The sequence below is a fragment of the Zobellella iuensis genome, assembly GCF_016746085.1.
Classification (GTDB): Bacteria; Pseudomonadota; Gammaproteobacteria; order Enterobacterales; family Aeromonadaceae; genus Oceanimonas; species Oceanimonas iuensis.
Genome location: NZ_JAERTZ010000025.1, coordinates 218,157 through 238,916 on the forward strand (window position 1 = coordinate 218,157; position 20,760 = coordinate 238,916).

Below are 20,760 nucleotides of genomic sequence, written 5' to 3' on the forward strand. Positions count from 1 at the left end.
CTTCGCGGGAGCGACGGGGGAAAGCGGGAGTGACGGGAAGAGCACGGGAGTGACAGGAAGAGCACGGGAGTGACGGGAAGAGCGCGGGAGTGACATGGAGAGCGCGGGAGTGACATGGAGAGCGCGGGAGTGACAGGAAAGGCTACGGGGTGATGGGAAGGGTTACGGAGTAACATCGGCTCCCGTCATGCCCGCGAAGGCGGGCATCCAGGCCAGGGGATGCAGGCAATAAAAAACCGGAAGCGGTTTTTCTTCCCGCTTCCGGCTTCCAGCATCAAGCTTCGAGCTTCCCGCCCGCTTTATTGCGCGCGCTTCAGTATCTTGGGGTTGGAGTTGCCCCATACGGTGTACAGGTCCGCCAGCAGGGCGTCGTTGGCGTCTTCCAGCTCGTCCTGGGTCACTTCCGCCTCGCCTTGTTTGCCGAACAGCACCACCTCGTCACCCGGTTTCACGCCCGGAATGTCGGTCACGTCCACCATGGTGGTGTTCATCGACACCTTGCCCACCACGGGCGCGCGCTGGCCGTTCACCACCACATGGGCGTTGTTGGTAAAGACCCGGCGGTAGCCGTCGGAATAGCCCATGGGCAGGTTGGCCAGCAGCGAATCCCGCTCCAGGGTGTAGGTGCCGTCGTAGCCCACCTGGCTGCCCGCCGGGTAGTTGTTCACCGAGGCCACCCGGGTCTTGAACGACATCACCTTCTTGTATTCGGTATAGCTGGGGATGGTGTCGCCGTAGATGATGCCGCCCGGGCGCACCATATCGAGCCGGGTTTCCGGCACTTCCAGGGTGGTGAAGGAGTTGGCGGTGTGCAGGGTCAGCTTGGACCTGTCCAGCTTACCGTCTTCAATCAGCCACTGGGCCTGCTGCTGGAACAGGGCCAGCCCTTTCTTCACTTCGTCCACTTCCTCGTGGGCGAAGTGGGTCATAATGCCCACCAGCTCAAGATTAGGCAGCGCCAGCAGTTCACGGGCTTCCGCCTTGCCTTCGTCGGTGGCCACTTCCATGCCGTTGCGGCTCATGCCGCCGGCGTTCAGCCCCAGGTGGTAGCGCAGGCTCTTGCCCTCGGCGCTGGCCACGGCGGCGGCCAGGCGGGCGGCCTCGATATCCCCGAACAGCTCTTCCATGTCGTATTGCAGGCCGTCGCGCACTTCCGCCTGGGTGGCACTGCGCACCCGCATGATGCGGCCTTCATAACCGCTTTCCCGCACTACCCGTGCTTCCTCGTTGCTGGTAATGCCCACGCAGGGAATGCCGGCGGCAATCACCGAGGGCATCAGGTTGGCGATGCCGTGGCCGTAGGCGTCGGCCTTCATGATGGCGCAAATCTGGGATTTTCCGTCCAGCAGGGCCTGCAGGGTGCGAATGTTGTGCTCAAAGGCGGCCTGGTCGATTTCAATCCAGGCGTTGGTGGTCTGATAAACAGGGCTGCTGGTATCGAGACCGGTCACCGGCAGTATGGGCGCGGCCTGGGCCTGGGTGGACAAACAGGCGGCCAGGGCCGCGGCCAGTACGGTGGGGGTCATTTTCATCGAATGCTCTCCTTGAATGGGCTGCCACCTGCTCCTTTGGTGAGTGTCACCGGCCGGAAACCCCTTCCGGCCCGCAGATGGCCCGGTCACTATACAAGGAAAGAATCAAAACTTAATAGTGTGATTTAACTTTTTATTGACATAAAAAACCAAGATAAAAGGTAAAGTTAGATCTTAACTCTTTTCTTTATGCCGGCAGTGATATTAATTATGCAGGCGTCACGATTGGTCTTCATATGAAGCTATTCATGATACCGTCACGATCCCGCCAATAACCCGAAAAACGCCGACGTTAGGCACTGGAACGGCACCCATCGGAGCTGTGTGCAAAATAGCAGCACGGCATTGTTATGCACCGAAATGGGCACTCGGGAACCCGGAGCAGGCGGATAGGGATCTCCGCCTGCGCGGATATGACCAGGGATAAAAGGACGGAGATAGCCAGGGTGGGAAGACGGGGATGATCAGAAGCAGACAGAGAACCATGACAGATTGCACTGGGCTCCCGCCTTCGCGGGAGTGACGAGGGAGAGTGCGGGAGTGACGAGGGAGAGCGCGGGTGTGACGAGGGAGAGCGCGGGTGTGACGAGGGAGAGCGCGGGTGTGACGAGGGAGAGCGCGGGTGTGACGAGGGAGAGCGCGGGTGTGACGAGGGAGAGCGCGGGTGTGACGAGGGAGAGCGCGGGTGTGACGAGGGAGAGCGCGGGTGTGACGAGGGAGAGCGCGGGTGTGACGAGGGAGAGCGCGGGTGTGACGAGGGAGAGCGCGGGAGTGACGAGGGAGAGCGCGGGTGTGACGAGGGAGAGCGCGGGTGTGACGAGGGAGAGCGCGGGTGTGACAAGGGAGAGCGGGAGTGACAACAGAGAAAGGCAAGGGTTTCTCCGCGGCCTGAAGCCGGAAGGAGGTTCCTTCAGGCTTCAGGCTTCAGGCTTCAGGCTTCAGACTTCAGACTTCAGACTTCCAGCCTCAAGCTTCCGGCTTCCGGCTTCCAGCTTCCAGCATCCAGCTTCCGGCTTAAAAAATCAGTGCAGTTTCAGTCGCGGCCGCAGGTAGCGGTTGATGCGACCCACCAGCATCATCAGGCCGGTGCGGGTGTAGCCGTGCAGCGCCACCTGGTGCATACGGTAGAGGGAGATGTACACGGTGCGGGCGATGCGGCCTTCCACCATCATGGAGCCGCGCATCAGGTTGCCCATCAGGGAGCCGACGGTAGAGTAGCGGCTCAGGTTCACCAGCGAGCCGTGATCCTTGTACTCATAGGGCTTGAGCGGCTTGTTGTTGAGCTTGGCCATGATGTTGTCATAGGCCTGGCTGGCCATCTGGTGGGCCGACTGGGCCCGGGGCGGCACCGGCTTGCCGTTGTCCTGCAGGCAGAAGGCGCAGTCGCCGATCACGAAAACGTTCTCGTCGCGGGTGGTCTGCAGGGTGTTGGTCACCGCCAGCTGGTTGATGCGGTTGGTCTCCAGCCCGGCAATGTCCTTCATAAAGTCCGGCGCCTTGATGCCCGCCGCCCACACCATCAGCTTGGCGGGGATAAGCTCCCCTTCCTTGGTCTTGAGCCCCTCGCTGGTGGCCTCCACTATCATGGTGTTGATGCGCACGTCCACCCCCAGCTCGCGCAGCTCCTTGTGCGCCATGGCGGAAATGCGCTCGGGCAGGGCCGGCAGTATGCGTGGCCCCGCCTCCACCAGGGTCAGCCGCAGGCAGTTGCGGTTGAGCTTCTTGAAGCCGTAGGCCGCCAGGTGCTCCACCGCGTTGTACAGCTCGGCCGACAGCTCCACCCCGGTGGCGCCGCCGCCGACGATGGCGATGTCCACCTTTTCATCCACGGTGTCGCTTTCCGCGTACTGCAGGAAGCGGTTCATCAGCTCGTCGTGGAAGCGCTCGGCCTGCTGCGGGCTGTCGAGGAAGATGCAGTGCTCGCGCACCCCCTGGGTGCCGAAGTCGTTGGACACGGAGCCGATGGCCAGCACCAGGATGTCGTACTTGAGCAGGCGCTCGCTCACCATGGGCTTGCCGGCCTCGTCAAGCAGGGGCGCCAGGGTAATGGTCTTGGCTTCCCTATCGATGCCGGTAAGGGTGCCCAGATGGAAGCTGAAGCCGTGGTTGTGGGCCTGGGAGCGGTAGCTCAGGCCGTCTATGCCCGGGTCCATGGCGCCGGTGGCCACTTCGTGCAGCAGGGGCTTCCACAGGTGGGTTCTGTTGCGATCCACCAGTATCACTTCCGCCTTGCCCTTGCGCCCCAGTTGCCGGCCCAGTTTGGTCACCAGCTCCAGGCCGCCGGCGCCGCCGCCGACCACAATAATCCTTGTCATGTCTGACCTCTTCAATGTTTAAAGTAAAAACCTGCGGCTATGGCCCGCCCATAGCGGCAGATTCTTGCTCAAGGGTGCCTGTACCGGGCACCACAGCTTGATAACAAAGTCCATTACCTGCTTTTTTGCCGGATTTTCCCTTTATCAACAAGGTCCAACTGCCGTCATCTCCGCGCAGGCGGAGATCCATAACAGTATGCACTGGACTCCCGCCTTCGCGGGAGTGACGACAGAGAACGACCACATTTTGCCAGTCGTCTGCGATGCCCATGCCGGGCACCGCCATTCTAAAAGCTGCGCTTAAGAGCACAACTTTATTTTCACATCAAATCAACATCGGGGCCTTAGCCGGTCCAGCCCTGCTCCCGGGAAATCCGCAGCAGCCGCTCGCTCGCCTCGCGCCAGCGCCGGCTGCCATAAAGATGGGCGGCGCCGGCGTTGTCCCGCTTGCGCAGGGGCGACAGATCCCGCGCCAGCTCATGGGGCAGGCTGTCGATAATGCTCACCGCTCCCGCCCTGTGGTTGCAGGCCAGCAGCAGGTCGCAGCCCGCCGCCAGCGCCCGCCGGGCCCGCTCGGCGTAACCGCCGGCCACCGCCGCCCCTTCCATGGTCAGATCGTCGCTGAACACCAGGCCGCTAAAGCCGAGCCGGCGACGCAGCATCTCCTTGATCCAGAAAGACGAAAACCCCGCCGGCTCCGGGTCCACCGCCCGGTAGATAACGTGGGCCGGCATCATGCCCTGCACCAGGCCCTGGCTTATCAGGGCCTTGAAGGGCAGCAGATCGGCCGCCTCTATCTCGGCCAGCGCCCGCTCGTCCACCGGGCTTTCCTTGTGGGAGTCGGCGCGCACGCTGCCGTGGCCGGGGAAGTGCTTGGCCACCGCCGCCATGCCCGCCGCCTTCATGCCGCCAATGTAGGCGCCGGCACGGGCGATCACTTGCTCCGGTTCGGCACCGAAACTGCGATCCCCTATCACCTCGCTGCCCCGCTCCAGATCGAGCACGGGCGCAAAGCTTAAGTCGATATCATGGGCCAGCAGCTCGGCCGCCATCAGCCAGCCGGCGTCCTCCAGCAGGGAAGGCAGCTCGGGGTGATCCAGGCCGGCGAGCTTGCCCGGCGCCGGCAGCGGGAAGAAGCCCTCGCGAAAGCGCTGCACCCGCCCCCCTTCGTGATCCACGGTGAGCAGCAGCCCCGGCTTGACCTGGCGGATGGCCTTGACCAGGGCGCTCAACTGGGCCCGGTCATGATAATTTCTGCTGAAAAAGATGATCCCGCCCACGGCGGGGTGCTCGATAAGCTCGCGCTCTTCCGCCTCCAGCTCGTGGCCATGCAGATCGAGGATAAAAGGGCCCATCATCACTCCGGTTCGTTTCGGTATTGGCAGAGCCTGTGCACTGCCTGTTGCTGTTGTTCAAGATACAGCGGCACGCCGCTGTGCCGGTATTGCAGTGCCGCCCACAGCGCCGTGAGCAGCCACACCCAGGGCAAGCGGGCGGCTAAGCGGGCCTCGCTCAGTTCGCCGCCCCCGGCCCGGTAGGCGGCCAGCATGGCCGCCCGCCCTGGCCGGTCCAGCCCGAAGCTGTCGGCGATCACCGCCAGCTCAAAGGCGGCGTCGCCCCGGGCGGCATATTCCCAGTCCAGCAGCCAGGGCCGTTCGCCCAGCAGGTTGGCGGCGTTGAGGTCGTGATGACAGAACACCGGGGAAAAGGACGGATTCAGCTCGGCGCGTTCGAACAGGGGCAGCACCCGGGCGATGTCGGCCGGCAGCGGCGCCAGCCGCCGCAAATAATGACCCAGCCGCGCGCGCAAATCCAGCACCGGCAGGGCCGCCGGCAACAGGTGCAGGGCCGCCACCCGCGCCATCAGCCGAGTCATGTCCGGCGGGCGGTGCCGCCAGTCGCGCTCGTCCTGCCAGTCCAGGATCAGCAGGCCCTGTTCGGGCCGGGCAAAGCGTACCGGCAGCGCCAGCCCGGCGGCGGCGGCCGTCCGGTGGGCAAGCAACTCCAACCGGCGGTCTATGCCCAGGGCGGCCGGATCGGCGCAGCCCTGGCGCAGCCAATAGGCGCCCCGGGGCCGGTCCAGCCGCCAGCAGCGGTTGGTGAGCCCGCCCGCCAGGGGCGTCAGCCGCCCCCGCCAGTCGGCGGGCAGGGCGGCCAGCAGCCGTTCAGCGTCCACTGACGCTGTCGGACCAGAGCACCTCGCCGCTGGCGAGCTCCATCAGTTGCCCCTGCAGGCTGAAGCCCGAACCACTGCGGCTCAGGCTGCCGGACAGCAGGTAGTCGGCGCCGCTCTGCCGGCCCAGGCGCACCAGGGCGGCCATGTCGGCCCGGCCGTCCTGATAGGCCAGTTGCTGGCGCAGGCTGCTGACCCGGGCGCTGTCGGCAAAGCGCAGGCTGCCGGCCAGGTTGGCCTGCAGCCGCTGGGTCAGGCCGCGGGTGTCCACCGGGCTGCCGGCCAGGTTGCGGATCTCGTCCAGCAACACCACGCCGTTCACCTCGCCGATGGCGCCGCTGTTGCGCAACCGCGCCGCCAGGCCGTCGGCCAGTTGATCCAGGTTGACCGTGCGCGCCTCGGGCAAGGGGGTGGCCACCGGCGGCTCGGGCAGTTCAATCACCGGCGGCGGGGTCGGCCGCAAGGGCGGCTGCACCACCGGCGTGGCCGGCCTGGGCTCCGGCGTGGCCGGGGTCACCGGTGCCGGCTGGGAGGAATAGGGATAAGGCAGGGTACAACCGCCGAGCACGGTGGCCGCCAGGATCAGGGAAACACGGTACAACCTCATCGGCCTCTCCTCACCGCGCCAGCATGGGGCCCAAAGGACGGCCACCCAGCAGGTGCATGTGGATGTGGTAAACCTCCTGGCCGCCGTGGCTGTTGCAGTTTACGATCAGGCGATAGCCGTCTTCGGCAATGCCGGCCTCGGCCGCCAGTTTGCGCGCCACGGTGAACAGCCGGCCCAGGGCCAGTTCATGCTCGGCTTCCACCTCGTTGGTGGTGGGGATCAGCACGTTGGGCACGATCAGCACATGGGTCGGCGCCTTGGGATGGATATCGCGGAAGGCGGTGACCAGCTCGTCCTGGTACAGGATCTCGGCGGGAATTTCCTTGCGGATGATTTTGCTGAAAATGGTCTCTGCTGCCATTGCCTGTCTCCTTGAGATAAATCGCCGGGCCGCGCCTGTCGGCCCCGGACAAGATTCGCTATTATAGCCTTGTTAGCCGCCAAAGGAATGAAGTCACCATGAATAAACTATTGATTAAAAACGCAACCATGGTCAACGAAGGCCGTGTCCAGGTACAGGATGTACTGATCGAAGGCGAACGCATCGCCCAGGTAGGCTTCGGCCTCGCGGCCGCTGCCGGCACCCGGGTGCTGGATGCCGCCGGCAAACACCTGCTGCCCGGCATGATCGACGATCAGGTGCATTTTCGCGAGCCCGGCATGCCCGACAAGGGCAACATAGCGTCAGAATCCCGCGCAGCCGTGGCCGGCGGCACCACCAGCTTTATGGACATGCCCAACGTCAACCCGCAAACCACCACCCTGGAGGCGCTGGAGGCCAAGTTCAAACTGGCCGAAGGCCGGGCCGCGGGCAACTACAGCTTTTACCTGGGCGGCACCAACGACAACCTGGAGCAAATCCAGCGCCTGCAGCCCAACCAGACCTGCGGCGTCAAGGTGTTTATGGGCGCCTCCACCGGCAATATGCTGGTCGACAGCGAAGCGGCCCTGGCCGGCATCTTCCGCGACAGCCCGGTGCTCATCGCCACCCACTGCGAAGACTCGCCCACCATCAAGCATAACGAAGAGCTGGCCCGCGCCAAATACGGCGACGCCGTGCCCTTCAGCGAGCACGGCCATATCCGCAGCGCCGAGGCCTGCTATCTGTCCTCTTCCCTGGCGGTGAGCCTGGCCAAGCGCTACCAGTCCAAGCTGCACGTGCTGCACCTCACCACCGCCCGGGAGATGAGCCACTTCACCGCCAGCCACTCCCTGGCCGAGCTGAAGGACAAGAACATCACCGCCGAGGTGTGCGTGCACCACCTGTTCTACAACGAGGCCGACTACGAGCGCCTGGGCGCCCAGATCAAGTGCAACCCGGCGATCAAGACCGCCGCCGACCAGCAGGCGCTGATCGACGCGGTCAACCAGGACATCATCGACATCATCGCCACCGACCATGCCCCCCACACCTGGGTCGACAAACAGAACTCCTATTTCGGCGCGCCCTCGGGCCTGCCGCTGTGCCAGCACGCCCTGCCGATGCTGATGGAGCTCTACCACAGGGGCATCTTCAGCCTGGAAACCATAGTGCGCAAAACCGCCCACGCGGTGGCCGAGCGTTATCATATAAAAGACCGCGGCTATATCCGCGAAGGCTATTTCGCCGATCTGGTGCTGTTCGACCTCAACGCCAGCACCACCGTGGGCAAAGACAACCTGCTCTACCATTGCGGCTGGTCGCCGCTCGAGGGCAGCACCCTGAAGAGCCGGGTCGACACCACCCTGGTCAACGGCCACATCGCCTACCAGAACGGCGTGGTCAGCGAGCAGGCCTTCGGCCAACGGCTGCAATTTACCCGCTAGTGCGCAAATAGCAGGCAAACGCACCACAGTGGCCGGCACGGGTGTTGACAGCCCCCGGCCACTTGCCTAGAATCCGTCCCCGTCGACACAACGACGATTTCGGCGTGTAGCGCAGCTTGGTAGCGCACTGTCATGGGGTGTCAGGGGTCGGAGGTTCAAATCCTCTCACGCCGACCAAAATACCCTCGAAAAGCCCACCTCACGGTGGGCTTTTTGCTTTCCGGCAAAGGCCCCGCTCAGCAAGCACATAAACACCAAGGGGAGCCTGAGCTCCCCTTGGTGGTTTTATCGGTTGCGGCAGCCGCTTATTCCGGCAGCGCTATGGGCAGGGTCTGGCCCAGGGCGTTGGCGACTAAGGTGTCGGCGTACCAGTCGATGAAGTTCACCACCCCGAACTCGTAGGTGGGTGAATAGGGGCCCGGCTCGTAGGCGATGGAGTTGATGCCGCGCTGGTTCTCCTCGGCCAGGGTTCTGTCCTGATCGTTGGTGGCGTCCCACACCCGGCGCAGTTTCTCCACGTCGTAGTCCACCCCTTCCACCGCGTCCTTGTGCACCACCCACTTGGTGATCACCTTGGTCTGCTGGGGACCGACCGGGATCACCTGGAAGGTGATCAGGTGGTCGCCCTGGCCGTGGTTCCAGGAGTTGGGCAGGTGCAGTATGCGCAAGGATCCCAGATCCCGTTCCTTGACCCGGCCCAGCAGCTTCTGGCAGGCGGGGCTGCCGTCTATGGTCATGGCCACCTTGCCCTCGGCCAGGGGCATGCGCACCATGCGGTTGCGCAGGCCGAAGGAGATGTGCTCGTGGGGGATGTTGTCGGCCTCCCACTCGGCCGCCTTGCGCGCCACATGGGCCTTGAAGGCGTCGCTGGCGCGGGGGTCGTTGGTGTCGTCCCACTCCAGCAGGGTGTTGAGCAGCTCCGGGTGGGAGCCGGCGCAGTGGTAGCATTCCCGGTTGTTCTCGAGCACCAGCTTCCAGTTGGCCTGCTCGATGATCTCGGACTGCACCGCCACCTTGGCGTTTTCCAGGTCGTAGGGCTCCAGGTAGCGTTCCAGCTCGGCCAGGAAGCCGTCGATTTCCGGCGGGTTCTCCGCCAGGCTGATAAAGATGTAGCCGCCGGCGGTTTTGGTGTGCACCTGCTTGAGCGGGAAGTCGGCCTTGTCGAACTGGTCACCCATTTCGTTGCCGGCGTAGAGCAGCTGGCCGTCCAGCTCATAGGTCCACTGGTGGTAGGGGCACACCAGCTTGGCCACCTTGCCCTTTTTCGAGGTGCACAGGCGCGAGCCCCGGTGACGGCAGACGTTATGGAAGGCCTGCACCCCTTGCTTGTTGCGCACTATGGTGATGGGGTTGTTGCCCACTTCCAGGGTGATGAAGTTGCCCAGTTGAGGGATCTCGCAGGTCAGGCCCACGTACAGCCATTCCTTGCAGAAGATCTGCTCCATGTCGGCGGCAAACACCTCGGCACTGTTGTAGCAGGCCTGGGGAAGGGAGTAGCCGGGACGACGTTGCTGCAACAGTTGTACGGTTTCCGCCAGTTTGGGGCTGGTGCCGATGACGGTGGTGTTGGTCTGCTCCATCTGTATTGCTTCCTTTGCTGTGTTGAGGGAGTGGTGTGTCCCGGCCTTGTTGCTGGACTTCACCATTGGCCTTATTCTCTTCAAGGTTATCCGAGGTAGATTATCTGAAAACGACTCGCCCGAGGGGGTTTTCCGACCTGCCCGCCCCCGCCCTGCCCCGGCGCCGCCTATCCCTTGAGCAGAAGCGGGGCTGGCGGACATTTCCATGTCGTTTTTAAGCAACCGCCCGGGGCCAAACTGCTCAAGAATGCGAGCATAAGGACAAAGCGGGGACCCTTCCCCAGGCCCCACCGGAGGACAGCGATGAATCAGGACTTTATTTCACCCATCAATACCCAGACCTGGAGCAATGGTCGCCACCCGGTGCGCTGCGTACGCGTGATCCAGGAAACCTGGGACGTACGCACCTTCTGCTTTACCGCGGAAAGCCCGCTGCTGTTTTTCTTCAAGCCCGGTCAGTTCGTGACCCTGGAGCTGGAAATCGATGAGCAGATGGTGATGCGCAGCTACACCATCGCCTCCTCGCCGTCGGTGCCCTACAGCTTTTCCATTACCGTCAAGCGGGTGCCCGGCGGTGTGGTGTCCAACTGGCTGCACGACAACCTGAAGGAAGGCGACGCCCTGGCGGTGCACGGCCCGGTGGGCAACTTCAACTGCATCGACTTTCCCAACGAGAAGGTGTTGCTGCTCTCCGGCGGCGTGGGCATCACCCCGGTGATGTCGATGGCGCGCTGGTGGTTCGACACCAATGCCGAGGTGGACATCCATTTCGTGCACAGCGCCCGCACGCCCAAGGATCTGGTGTACTACCGGGAGTTGCAGCACATGGACTCGCGGCTGAACAATATCCACCTGAGCCTGATTTGCGAACGTACCGACATCGGTGAAACCTGGAGCGGCTACAAGGGCTACCTGAACAGCGCCATGCTGAGCCTGATCGCCCCCGACTTTATGGAGCGGGAAGTGTTCTGCTGCGGCCCGGGCCCCTACATGAAGGCGGTGCGCAACCTGCTGCAGCACGCCGGCTTCGACATGGACCGCTACCACGAGGAAAGCTTCGGCGCCACCCCGGCGGATGTTATCGAGGACGTGGAGCATATGGCCCAGGAGGCCTCGGAGCTGGCCGAAGAACTGGAGCACACCGAGCGGCTGACCGTCTCCTTCCTGGAGAGCGACCTGCAGGTGGACATACTGCCCGGCGAAACCCTGCACAGCGCCGCCGCCCAGGTGGGCCTGCATATTCCCAAGGCCTGCGGCATGGGCATCTGCGGCACCTGCAAGGTGAAGGTGACCAAGGGCGAGGTGGCCATGGAGCACAACGGCGGCATCACCGACGACGACATCGCCGACGGCTATGTGCTGAGCTGCTGCAGCGTGCCCAGCGGAGACGTGGAGGTCGCGTTTTGAGTTAACGGATTACTTGGTCGAGGGGATCTTACTAGGTCCATCCACTTTGCCTGAGCCGAATAATAGGGCTCAGGCTTTTTTGCGTTGGGTAATATTCGTGGTCCCGGCCTGTGTCCCTCGCCCTGGATGCCCGCCTTCGCGGGCATGACGGTGTTGGTGTTACTCCCGCGCTCTTTTTCATCACTCCCGTGCCCCTTATCGTCACTCCCGCGCCCCTTATCGTCACTCCCGCGCCCCTTATCGTCACTCCCGCGCAGGCGGGAGTCCATGCATGTCTGCGGCCCGGCGCCGTGGTCCCGGCCGGTGCTCCCTGCCCTGGATGCCCGCCTTCGCGGGCATGACGGTGTTGGTGTTACTCCCGCGCCTCTTTCGCGACTTCCACGTCCCTTTCGCGACTCCTGCGCCTCTTTCGTCACTCCCGCGCAGGCGGGAGTCCATAAGACTCAGCAAATCGAACGGATCATCCTCGCTACCCCAAATACAAAAAGGGCCGCCGCAGCGACCCTTTGGTAACACCCTTCCAATCCTCAACCGGCCTTGGCGGGCACCTTTACCCCTTGCCCCAGGCCGCTGCACTGTTCCCGCCGCTGCCACAGCAGGCCGGCGATCAGGGCGTAGAGGAAGATAACCACTGTGCCCACCCACTCAATCTTGAGCGGGGTGAACTGGAACAGCAGCACCAGGCCGAACATCAGCACCCAGTTGCCCGCCACATAGGCCGGCAGTCCGATCCGGCCCGGCTCCAGGTTCAGGTTGCTGGTGTAGAGGCGGATCAGGGAGTCGAGGGAGTTGATCACGAAGATAACCCCCACCACCACCATCGCCAGCTTGAGGGTGCCGCCGATGGCGATCGCCTCGCTGAAGTGCAGGTAGAGCACCGAGAACCAGATGGCGATGGGAATGGAAGGCACCACCAGCATGGCGATGCACAGCTGCCAGGCCGGCAGGCCGCCGGCGAAGCGGGCTACAAACTGGCCGATCATAATGCTCCAGGAGAACCACCAGAACAGGTAGAAGGCGTGGTAATCGGTGATCGGGGTGACAAACTCATGGATGTTGGTGAAATACTCGCCGATGCCGGCCATGGTGCCGCCCAGGCCCGCCGGGCTGGCGCCCGAATTCCACCACATGGTGCCGATCAACGCCAGGAACAGCCAGGTGGAGGCCACGCTCAGGAACTTGACGTAGCGCACGTCCGAGCTGGACCAGACCGCGCACAGCACCACCAGGGCCACCAGGCCATAGCGCACCGCGGGCGTGATGCCTTCCACATAGTCGGGCAGGTAGCTCAGGAACAGGAAGCCGGTGAAGGCACAGGTGCCGATAATCACCAGGTTATTGATAAGTTTGACGAAAGGGATTTCGAACAACTTGAGCCTGGGCTCGATCAGCACGAAGTAGAAGGTGGTCAGGAAGTAGAACATCCACACCAGAAAGCCCCAGAAGCCGAACTCGATGGCGAGCGGATTGGCGAAGCCGTATTCGGGCTCGCTGGCATACACCGGGAATTCGGTCAGGGGGAACATCACTAGGCCCACGTCCAGGCCCGAGGTAAACAGAATAGCGATAAAGGTGAACAGCGAAGTGGGCATTTCACCCTTGCAGCGCAACTTGCCGAAACGCAGCAGAATAAAGACCGACGCTGCCAGCGTCAGCATTATGGCAGCAGATAACACCATCTCCATGGATACATTCCTCTTGTATTGGTTCCATCACTCGTAACGTGTTGTGCGTTAGCACCATGACCATCCACCATTCCTTGTTATGGTTGTCGCCCCTCTGGGGAGGCTTGTCGTTCACCTGTTGCCGGTGACTTTTTATTGAACGTTCAATCAACCCTAAATGTAAGCCGATGCTTCCATCATTGCACCATGAGTGCGACCCCAAAATACCTGGATGCGACATGGCGCCAAAAAAACTTCGTCCCCTAGCCAAAACGGGGTTCGAAAGAGGCTTGTCATAATCAGATAAATAGGAGTCGTTTGGAGATAAATTCTGTTCTATTTTCGCTCCTAGGCTGTTTTGTCCGGACCAGCGAGCCCGGCCAACCCACCCGAAGGAGAACCCGATGATAAGGATAAGTCGTTGTATTTATGGAGCATTACTGGCAAGCGCCAGCCTCTTCGCCCAGGCCGAAACCGCCCTGAGCCACTGGCCCCAGGACGCTGCCCACCAGCTAAACGCCATGATCGCCGCCAACGCCAACCAGGGGGCCTATGCGGTGTTCGACATGGACAACACCAGCTATCAGTTTGATATCGAAGAATCTTTGCTGCCCTACCTGGAGATGAAAGGCCTGCTGACCCGGGAGACCATGGACGCGTCCCTCAAGCTCATCCCCTTCAAGGACACGGCGGAGCACCAGGAAAGCCTGAACAGTTACTACTACCGCCTGTGCGAGATCGACGATCTGGTGTGCTACCCCTGGGTGGCCCAGATCTTCTCCGGTTTTACCCTGGCCGAGCTCAAGGGCTTTGTGGACGAGGTCATGGCCCATGGCGAGCCCATCCCCATCCAGTATTACGATGGCGACCAGGTGGTCGAGGGCCATGTCAGACCGCCGAAGATCTTCGCCGGCATGCAGCAGCTCTATAACCGGCTGCAGGAAAACGGCATCGAGGTGTACGTGATGACGGCGGCCAGCGAGGAAATCGTGCGCATGATCGCGAGCGATCCCCAATACGGCTACAACGTCAAGCCGGAGAACGTTATCGGGGTGAACATGCTGCTGAAAAACAGGGAGACCGGCGAACTGACCACTTCCCGTCTGCAGATCAAGGCCGGGGAATACGACCCCGAGGCCAACCTGCCGCTCGAGCTGACCCCCTACCTGATGAACCCCATGACCTGGTACGAAGGCAAGCTCGGCAGCATCATCGGCTGGATCGATCAGTGGCGCAAACCGGTGCTGGTGGCCGGCGACACCTCCGGCTCCGACGGCTACATGCTGCTGAACGCCACCGACGTGGACAAGGGCGGCATCCGGCTGTGGGTGGACCGCAAGAGCAAGTACACCCAGCACATCACCGACTGGGCGAAGGACGCCGCCACCACCCAGGCCAGACTGGGGCTGCCGGCCGACGCGGACAAGAACTGGATTATCGTTAAACCGGACGATATCCACCAACAGTAAGCCACCTTCACAGGCAGTTCGACCCTACGGATGGAGGCGTCTGTAGGGTCGAATTTATTCGACCAAAACCCGGCGCCGGCGGCGGGATTGGTCCGTTGAAACGGACCCTACGGCCAACCCGGCGTCCGCCGTAGGGTCGAATTTATTCGACCGAACCACGGCGCCGGTGGCGGGATTGGTCCGTTGAAACGGACCCTACGGCCAACCCGGCGTCCGTCGTAGGGTCGAATTTATTCGACCAAAACCCGGCGCCGATGCTGATGTTGGTCGATTGAAATCGACCCTACGAGACATGCCGGGCGATATCGGCATGTCCCGGTCAGGTATAGATAACGCCGTCGCCCTGGCGGGCGAAGCCGATAAGGTTGAGCCCGGCGGCGCGGGCCTGCTCGATGGCGAGCGAGGTGGGGGCCGATACCGCCACCAGGGTGGCGGCGCCGAGCACGGCGCACTTGTGCACCATTTCATAGCTGGCCCGGCTGGTGACGATGACGAAAGCCGGTGTGACCTGGAGGCGCGCCAGGGCGCCCACCAGTTTGTCGAGGGCGTTGTGCCGGCCCACGTCTTCCCGCGCCGCCAGCAGCTTCCCCTCCCCGTCGAACCCGGCCGCCGCGTGGGTGGCGCCGCTCTGGTAATGGAGCGGCTGCTGGTGACGGAGCTCGGCAAAGGCGCGGTCGATGATCGCCCGCGCCGGCACCGGACCCGGGCCGACCGGGCACACCGGCGCCACCGCCTCGGCCAGGGATTCGGTGCCGCACAGGCCGCAGCCGGTACGGCCACTCAGGCTGCGCCGCCGGGCCTTGAGCCGGAAGAAGCGCTCGGCGGCCAGCTCTATCTCCAGCCGCAGGCCCTTGGGGTCGGCGTTGACCTCCACCCCGTAGATCTGCCCAGGCCGCTCGACGATGCCCTCGGTCAGGCTGAACCCCAGGGCAAAGTCTTCCAGATCCAAGGGGCTTGCCATCATCACCGCGTGGGAGATGCCGTTGTACACCAGGGCCACCGGCACCTCTTCCGCCACCCAGTCATGGCCCTGGCCGCCGCTGAGGCGGCCTACCCTGGCTTCCACCAGGCCGGGTTCGGGAGCCGAGGCTTTTGGTTTACCTTGTGCCATGGGCTCGTCCTCCTCAGTCTCCCTGCCCGGCATGGGCCAGCTGCTCCCGATTGAAGTCGTAGAAGCGTTGCTGCCAGTCCGACAGCGCCTGGGGCGCCTCGGCCGTCACCTGCACCGCCGTCACCTTGTATTCCGGGCAGTTGGTGGCCCAGTCCGAGTTGTCGGTGGTGATCACGTTGGCCCCGCTGTGCGGGAAGTGGAAGGTGGTATACACCACCCCCGGCTGCATGCGGGTGCTGTGCCGCGCACTCAGCACGGTACGCCCGGTGCGGCTGTCGATGCTCACCGGCTGGCCGTCCTCGATGCCACGGGCGGCGGCGTCGTGGGGGTGTATTTCCAGCACGTCCTCGCCATGCCAGACGTTGTTGTCGGTGCGCCGGGTCTGGGCGCCCACGTTGTAGTGGCTGAGGATCCGCCCCGTGGTCAGCAGCAGCGGATAGCGCTCGCTCACCTTCTCGGTGGTGGGAATGAACTCGGTCACCACCATTCGCGCCTGGCCGATGGGGAACTGCTCTTCGTGCATCACCGGCATGCCCTCGGGATGCTCGGCGTTGCAGGGCCACTGGATGCTGCCGAGCCGTTCCAGCTTGTCGTAGCTGACGCCGGTGAAGGACGGTGTCAGGGCGGCGATCTCGTCCATGATCTCGGAGGGGTGATCGTAGTGCATGGGGTAGCCCAGGGCGTTGGACAGGTCCATGGTCACTTCCCAGTCCTCCTTGCCCGCCAGGGGGGTCATCACCTTGCGCACCCGGTTGATGCGCCGCTCGGCGTTGGTGAAGGTGCCGTTCTTCTCGAGGAAGGTGGCGCCGGGCAGGATCACATGGGCGAACTTGGCGGTTTCGTTGAGGAAAATATCCTGCACGATCAGCAGTTCCAGCGAGCGCAGCGCCGCCTCCACGTGCTGGGTGTTGGGATCCGACTGGGCGATGTCCTCCCCCTGCACATACATGGCCTTGAAGCTGCCTTCGATGGCGGCGTCGAACATGCGCGGAATGCGCAGGCCCGGCTCGGGATCCAGGGTCGCGCCCCAGGCGGACTCGAAGCGTCCGCGCACCGCGGCGTCGTTCACCGGCTGGTAGCCGGGCAACTCGTGCGGGAAGGAGCCCATGTCGCAGGAGCCCTGCACGTTGTTCTGGCCGCGCAGCGGGTTCACCCCCACCCCGGGCCGGCCGATGTTGCCGGTGGCCAGGGCCAGGTTGGCGATGCCCATGACGGTGGTGGAGCCCTGGCTGTGCTCGGTGACACCCAGGCCGTAGTAGATGGCGCCGTTACCGGCCCCGCCGTAGAGCAGCGCCGCTTCGCGGATACGCCGGGCGGGCACGCCGATGATGTCCGCCACCGCCTCGGGGGCGTGGCGCGGCTCCAGGATGAAGTCGCGCCAGGCCTGGTATTCCTCGGGGGCGCAACGGCCGACGATAAAGTCGTGATCTTCCAGCCCCTCGCTCACGATCACATGGGCCAGGGCATTAACCAGCGCCACGTTGGTGCCCGGGCGGATCGGCAGGTGGATGGCCGCTCCGGTATGGGGGCTGTCGAGCAGGTCGATATAGCGCGGATCCGCCACAATCAGCCGGGCGCCCTGGCGCAGCCGCTTGCGCAGCAGGGAACCGAACACCGGGTGGGCGTCGGTGGGGTTGGCGCCGATCACCAGGATGCAGTCGGCCTTGAGCACCGAATCGAAATCCTGGGTGCCCGCCGACTCGCCCAGGGTCATCTTGAGGCCGTAACCGGTGGGGCTGTGGCACACCCGGGCGCAGGTGTCGGTGTTGTTGTTGCCGAGCGCCGCCCGCACCAGTTTCTGCACCAGGTAGGTTTCCTCGTTGGTGCAGCGGGAAGAGGTGATGCCGCCCACGCTGTGGCGACCGTGCTGGGCCTGAACTTCGCGCAGGCGCCGGGCGGCGAAGCCGATGGCTTCGTCCCAGCTCACCTCCCGCCAGGGCTGGTCGATATGGTCGCGGATCATCGGCGTGGTCAGCCGGTCCTTGTGGGTGGCGTAGCCGAAGGCGAAGCGGCCCTTGACGCAGGAGTGGCCGTGGTTGGCCTGGCCGCCCTTCCAGGGAGTCATGCGCACCAACTGGTCGCCCTTCATCTCCGCCTTGAAGGAGCAGCCCACGCCGCAGTAGGCGCAGGTGGTCACCACGCTGTGCTCGGGCTGGCCCTGCTCGATCACCGACTTCTCGGTGAGGGTGGCGGTGGGGCAGGCTTGCACGCAGGCGCCGCAGGACACACAGTCGGAGCCGAGGAAGTCGGTGCCCTTGCCGGTGGACACCTGGGAGTCGAAGCCCCGGCCCTGGATGGTGAGGGCGAAGGTGCCCTGCACCTCGCCGCAGGCACGCACGCAGCGGGAGCAGAGGATGCACTTGCTGGCGTCGAAGGTGAAATAAGGATTGGACTCATCTTTGCCCAACGACAGGTGGTTCTCGCCGGCAAAGCCGTAACGCACCTCGCGCAGGCCCACGTCGCCCGCCATGTCCTGCAGTTCGCAGTCGCCGTTGGCCGGGCAGGTCAGGCAGTCGAGCGGGTGATCGGAGATATAGAGCTCCATGATATTGCGGCGCAGCTTGGCCAGGGCCCGGGTCTGGCTGCGCACCACCATGCCCTCGGTTACCGGCGTGGTGCAGGAGGCGTGATAGCCGCGCCGTCCTTCGATCTCGACCGTGCACAGCCGGCAGGAGCCGAAGGCTTCCAGGTTGTCACTGGCGCACAGTTTGGGGATGTTGATGTCCACCAGGGCCGCGGCGCGCATCACCGAGGTGCCTTCGGGCACCGCCACCTCGACGCCGTCGATGTTCAGGGTGACCAGGGTGGCCGACTCGACGGCCGGGGTACCCAGGTCTTTTTCGGGATAAAAATGCTCAACCATCAGCTTTCGCCTCCCTGGCGGTGGAAATCTTCGGGAAAATACTGCAATGCACTCTTGACCGGGAAGGGCGTCATGCCGCCCATGGCGCAGAGCGAGCCCTGCATCATGGTGTCGCACAGATCCTCCAGCAGGGCCAGGTTGGCCTCGCGCCGGTCGTTGGCGACGATGCGGTCGATCACCTCCACTCCGCGTACGGCGCCGATGCGGCAGGGGGTGCATTTGCCGCAGGACTCCTCGACGCAGAATTCCATGGAAAAACGGGCCTGCTCGGCCATATTCACCGACTCGTCGAACACCACCACCCCGCCGTGGCCGAGCACGGCGCCGATGGCGGCAAAGGCCTCGTAGTCGAGCAGGGTGTCGAACTGTTCGGGGGCCAGGTAGGCGCCGAGCGGCCCGCCCACCTGCACCGCCCGTACCGGCCGGCCACTCTCGGTGCCGCCGCCGAAGTCTTCTATCAGTTCGCGCAGGCGATGGCCGAAGGCCAGCTCCACCAGGCCGCCGTGTTTGAGGTTGCCGGCCAACTGGAACGGCAGGGTGCCCTTGGAGCGCTCATAGCCGAAACTGGCGTAATGCTCGGGTCCCTCGCTCAGGATGGAGGGCACAGCGGCGAAGCTCAGCACGTTGTTCACCACCGTGGGCTGGCCGAACAGGCCGACGATGGCCGGCAGCGGTGGCTTGGCGCGTACCATGCCGCGCTTGCCTTCCAGGCTCTCGAGCAGGGAGGTTTCCTCGCCGCAGATGTAGGCGCCGGCGCCGAGCCGCACTTCCAGCTCGAAGGCGCGGCCACTGCCCAGGATGTCCTCACCCAGGTAACCGGCCGCCCGGGCCCGCTCGATGGCGGTGTTCAACAGCTCATGGGCCAGGGGGTATTCCTCGCGCAGGTAGATATAGCCCTGGGTGGCGCCCACGGCGAGCCCCGCGATGATCATGCCCTCGATCAGCATGTAGGGATCGGACTCCATCACCAGCCGGTCGGCGAAGGTGCCGGAGTCGCCCTCGTCGGCGTTGCAGACGATGTATTTCTGCGCGCCTTTGGCGTCCAGCACCGTCTGCCACTTGATGCCGGTGGGAAAGGCCGCCCCGCCCCGGCCGCGCAGGCCCGAGGCCTTGACCATGTCCACCAGTTGCTGGGGCGTGCAGGTCACCGCCTTGGCCAGGCCGTCGAAGCCGCCCAGTTCCCGGTAGTCCGCCAGCGACACCGGATCGGTGACGCCGATGCGGGCGAAGGTGACCCGCTGCTGGCGTTTGAGGTAGGGGATTTCCTCGGTCGGCCCCAGGGCCAGGGGATGGTCGTCACCGAAGCCGCTCTCGAACAGCGAGGCCACCTCCTCCAGCGCCACCGGGCCGAAGGCGCGGCGGCCGCGGCCGTCGTCCACCTCCACCAGGGGCTCCAGCCAGCACAGGCCGCGGGAACCGTTGCGGACCAGCTCGATGTCGAGGCCGCGGGCAGCGGCCTCGCGCCGGACAAGGGTCGCCACCTCCTCGGCACCGAGCGACAGGGCCGTGGTCTCGTAGGGAACAAAGATACGCAGGCTCATCAGTTCAGCTCCAGTTTGTAGGTGGTGAGCTCGTTCACCAGGGCGTCGAATCTCGCCGGGGTCATGCGCGCCTTGATCTGCTTGCCCACCCGCACCGAGGGGCCGCAGGCGCAGTTGCCGAGGCAGTACACCGCCTTCAGGGTGATGTCGCGGCCGGGAGTGGTCTGGTGGTAGTCGATGCCCAGGCTGGCCTTGGCGTGGCGCTCCAGCTCGCGGGCGCCGCGGGCCTGACAGGCCTCGGCGCGGCAGATTTCCACCACGTGCCGGCCCGGCTGTTCGGTGCGGAAGTAATGGTAGAAGCTCACCACCCCGTGTACGTCGGCAGCGGTGATGCGCAGCTCGCGGACGATGATGGGGGTGGCGGCCTCGGGAATATAGCCGAAATGGTCCTGGATACTGTGCAAGATAGGCAACAGGGCGCCGGGTTTGTGTTTGAGGGAGCCGACCAGCTGCTCTAGGGTATGGTCCATTGCTGTTTGCTTATCTTCCATAGTATCAACCTGCTATATCGAGTAAACGTCGGGCGGAGGGCCCGCTCCGCGGTATTGGATGGTCCCTTGAAACAGGCCCGGCGGCGGACCTTGTAGGGTCGACGTCAGTCGGCCAAACCACGGCGCCGGCTGCACAATGGTCCAACTGAAGTGGACCCGACATCGGACCAACCATGGCGCCGGCGACTGGCCGGTCCGTTG

The 20,760-nt window shown here is 64.0% G+C and carries 15 protein-coding genes and 1 tRNA gene; 4 read left to right on the forward strand and 12 right to left on the reverse strand.

The annotated features are described in order from the left end of the window. Positions 1–299: 299 nt before the first annotated feature. From alr to hinT, 6 genes are all read right to left on the reverse strand, one after another. A complete protein-coding gene (gene alr / locus JKV55_RS11875; RefSeq protein ID WP_237332832.1) occupies positions 300–1,532 on the reverse strand; it encodes an alanine racemase in 1,233 nt (410 codons plus the stop codon). A gap of 1,022 nt (positions 1,533–2,554) precedes the next feature. Then, positions 2,555–3,847: an NAD(P)/FAD-dependent oxidoreductase gene (locus tag JKV55_RS11880; RefSeq protein WP_202085571.1), complete on the reverse strand. Its 1,293-nt coding sequence runs from the start codon at positions 3,845–3,847 to the stop codon at positions 2,555–2,557. Positions 3,848–4,191: 344 nt separating this feature from the next. After that, complete coding sequence (gene nagZ / locus JKV55_RS11885) at positions 4,192–5,205, reverse strand: beta-N-acetylhexosaminidase (RefSeq protein WP_237332833.1); 1,014 nt, start codon at positions 5,203–5,205, stop codon at positions 4,192–4,194. Continuing rightward, a complete protein-coding gene (locus tag JKV55_RS11890) occupies positions 5,205–6,023 on the reverse strand; it encodes a choline kinase family protein (RefSeq protein WP_202085580.1) in 819 nt (272 codons plus the stop codon). The genes nagZ and JKV55_RS11890 overlap by 1 nt, the downstream gene beginning before the upstream one ends. Next, complete coding sequence (locus JKV55_RS11895; protein ID WP_202085582.1) at positions 6,013–6,627, reverse strand: LpoB-related protein; 615 nt, start codon at positions 6,625–6,627, stop codon at positions 6,013–6,015. The genes JKV55_RS11890 and JKV55_RS11895 overlap by 11 nt, the downstream gene beginning before the upstream one ends. Positions 6,628–6,637: 10 nt before the next feature. Beyond that, positions 6,638–6,988 carry a purine nucleoside phosphoramidase gene (hinT, locus tag JKV55_RS11900; protein WP_202085584.1) on the reverse strand — a complete coding sequence of 117 codons (351 nt, stop codon included), beginning with the start codon at positions 6,986–6,988 and terminating at the stop codon, positions 6,638–6,640. Between the two features lie 98 nt (positions 6,989–7,086). Here hinT and JKV55_RS11905 point away from each other — a divergent pair, with 98 nt between their 5' ends. Next, positions 7,087–8,433: a dihydroorotase gene (locus tag JKV55_RS11905; RefSeq protein ID WP_202085586.1), complete on the forward strand. Its 1,347-nt coding sequence runs from the start codon at positions 7,087–7,089 to the stop codon at positions 8,431–8,433. Positions 8,434–8,533: 100 nt separating this feature from the next. After that, positions 8,534–8,610 (forward strand) — tRNA-Pro (locus tag JKV55_RS11910). A gap of 128 nt (positions 8,611–8,738) precedes the next feature. Here the strand turns inward: JKV55_RS11910 and gbca are convergent. Then, the gene (gene gbca / locus JKV55_RS11915; protein WP_202085588.1) at positions 8,739–10,013 is read right to left on the reverse strand and encodes a glycine betaine monooxygenase oxygenase subunit; all 1,275 of its coding nucleotides are present in this window, start codon (positions 10,011–10,013) and stop codon (positions 8,739–8,741) included. A gap of 303 nt (positions 10,014–10,316) precedes the next feature. Here gbca and gbcB point away from each other — a divergent pair, with 303 nt between their 5' ends. Then, the gene (gbcB, locus tag JKV55_RS11920; protein WP_202085597.1) at positions 10,317–11,420 is read left to right on the forward strand and encodes a glycine betaine monooxygenase reductase subunit; all 1,104 of its coding nucleotides are present in this window, start codon (positions 10,317–10,319) and stop codon (positions 11,418–11,420) included. A gap of 527 nt (positions 11,421–11,947) precedes the next feature. Here the strand turns inward: gbcB and JKV55_RS11925 are convergent. Then, entirely contained in the window at positions 11,948–13,105 is a 1,158-nt protein-coding gene (locus JKV55_RS11925) for a BCCT family transporter (protein WP_202085599.1), read from the reverse strand. A 383-nt stretch (positions 13,106–13,488) separates the two neighbouring features. Between JKV55_RS11925 and JKV55_RS11930 the strand changes: the two genes are divergently transcribed. Continuing rightward, positions 13,489–14,553, forward strand: a complete 1,065-nt coding sequence (locus JKV55_RS11930; protein ID WP_237332834.1) for an HAD family hydrolase — start codon at positions 13,489–13,491, stop codon at positions 14,551–14,553. 319 nt (positions 14,554–14,872) lie between these two features. Here the strand turns inward: JKV55_RS11930 and fdhD are convergent, their stop codons facing one another. The 4 genes from fdhD to JKV55_RS11950 are packed head-to-tail and all read right to left on the reverse strand — an operon-like array spanning position 14,873 to position 20,559. After that, positions 14,873–15,664 carry a formate dehydrogenase accessory sulfurtransferase FdhD gene (fdhD, locus tag JKV55_RS11935; RefSeq protein WP_202085607.1) on the reverse strand — a complete coding sequence of 264 codons (792 nt, stop codon included), beginning with the start codon at positions 15,662–15,664 and terminating at the stop codon, positions 14,873–14,875. Positions 15,665–15,677: 13 nt separating this feature from the next. Next, a complete protein-coding gene (gene fdhF / locus JKV55_RS11940; RefSeq protein ID WP_202085609.1) occupies positions 15,678–18,527 on the reverse strand; it encodes a formate dehydrogenase subunit alpha in 2,850 nt (949 codons plus the stop codon). Further along, positions 18,527–20,068: a formate dehydrogenase beta subunit gene (locus tag JKV55_RS11945; protein ID WP_202085611.1), complete on the reverse strand. Its 1,542-nt coding sequence runs from the start codon at positions 20,066–20,068 to the stop codon at positions 18,527–18,529. Before JKV55_RS11945 ends, fdhF begins: the two co-directional genes overlap by 1 nt. Then, a complete protein-coding gene (locus tag JKV55_RS11950; protein ID WP_202085628.1) occupies positions 20,068–20,559 on the reverse strand; it encodes a formate dehydrogenase subunit gamma in 492 nt (163 codons plus the stop codon). The genes JKV55_RS11945 and JKV55_RS11950 overlap by 1 nt, the downstream gene beginning before the upstream one ends. Positions 20,560–20,760: the final 201 nt, after the last annotated feature.

Bases quoted from the DNA above. Each gene is read 5' to 3' on its own strand.
- alr (WP_237332832.1), bottom strand. From the start codon at position 1,532: ATGAAAATGACCCCCACCGTACTGGCCGCGGCCCTGGCCGCCTGTTTG.
- JKV55_RS11880 (WP_202085571.1), bottom strand. From the start codon at position 3,847: ATGACAAGGATTATTGTGGTCGGCGGCGGCGCCGGCGGCCTGGAGCTG.
- nagZ (WP_237332833.1), bottom strand. From the start codon at position 5,205: ATGATGGGCCCTTTTATCCTCGATCTGCATGGCCACGAGCTGGAGGCG.
- JKV55_RS11895 (WP_202085582.1), bottom strand. From the start codon at position 6,627: ATGAGGTTGTACCGTGTTTCCCTGATCCTGGCGGCCACCGTGCTCGGC.
- hinT (WP_202085584.1), bottom strand. From the start codon at position 6,988: ATGGCAGCAGAGACCATTTTCAGCAAAATCATCCGCAAGGAAATTCCC.
- JKV55_RS11905 (WP_202085586.1), top strand. From the start codon at position 7,087: ATGAATAAACTATTGATTAAAAACGCAACCATGGTCAACGAAGGCCGT.
- gbca (WP_202085588.1), bottom strand. From the start codon at position 10,013: ATGGAGCAGACCAACACCACCGTCATCGGCACCAGCCCCAAACTGGCG.
- gbcB (WP_202085597.1), top strand. From the start codon at position 10,317: ATGAATCAGGACTTTATTTCACCCATCAATACCCAGACCTGGAGCAAT.
- JKV55_RS11925 (WP_202085599.1), bottom strand. From the start codon at position 13,105: ATGGAGATGGTGTTATCTGCTGCCATAATGCTGACGCTGGCAGCGTCG.
- JKV55_RS11930 (WP_237332834.1), top strand. From the start codon at position 13,489: ATGATAAGGATAAGTCGTTGTATTTATGGAGCATTACTGGCAAGCGCC.
- fdhD (WP_202085607.1), bottom strand. From the start codon at position 15,664: ATGGCACAAGGTAAACCAAAAGCCTCGGCTCCCGAACCCGGCCTGGTG.
- fdhF (WP_202085609.1), bottom strand. From the start codon at position 18,527: ATGGTTGAGCATTTTTATCCCGAAAAAGACCTGGGTACCCCGGCCGTC.
- JKV55_RS11945 (WP_202085611.1), bottom strand. From the start codon at position 20,068: ATGAGCCTGCGTATCTTTGTTCCCTACGAGACCACGGCCCTGTCGCTC.
- JKV55_RS11950 (WP_202085628.1), bottom strand. From the start codon at position 20,559: ATGGAAGATAAGCAAACAGCAATGGACCATACCCTAGAGCAGCTGGTC.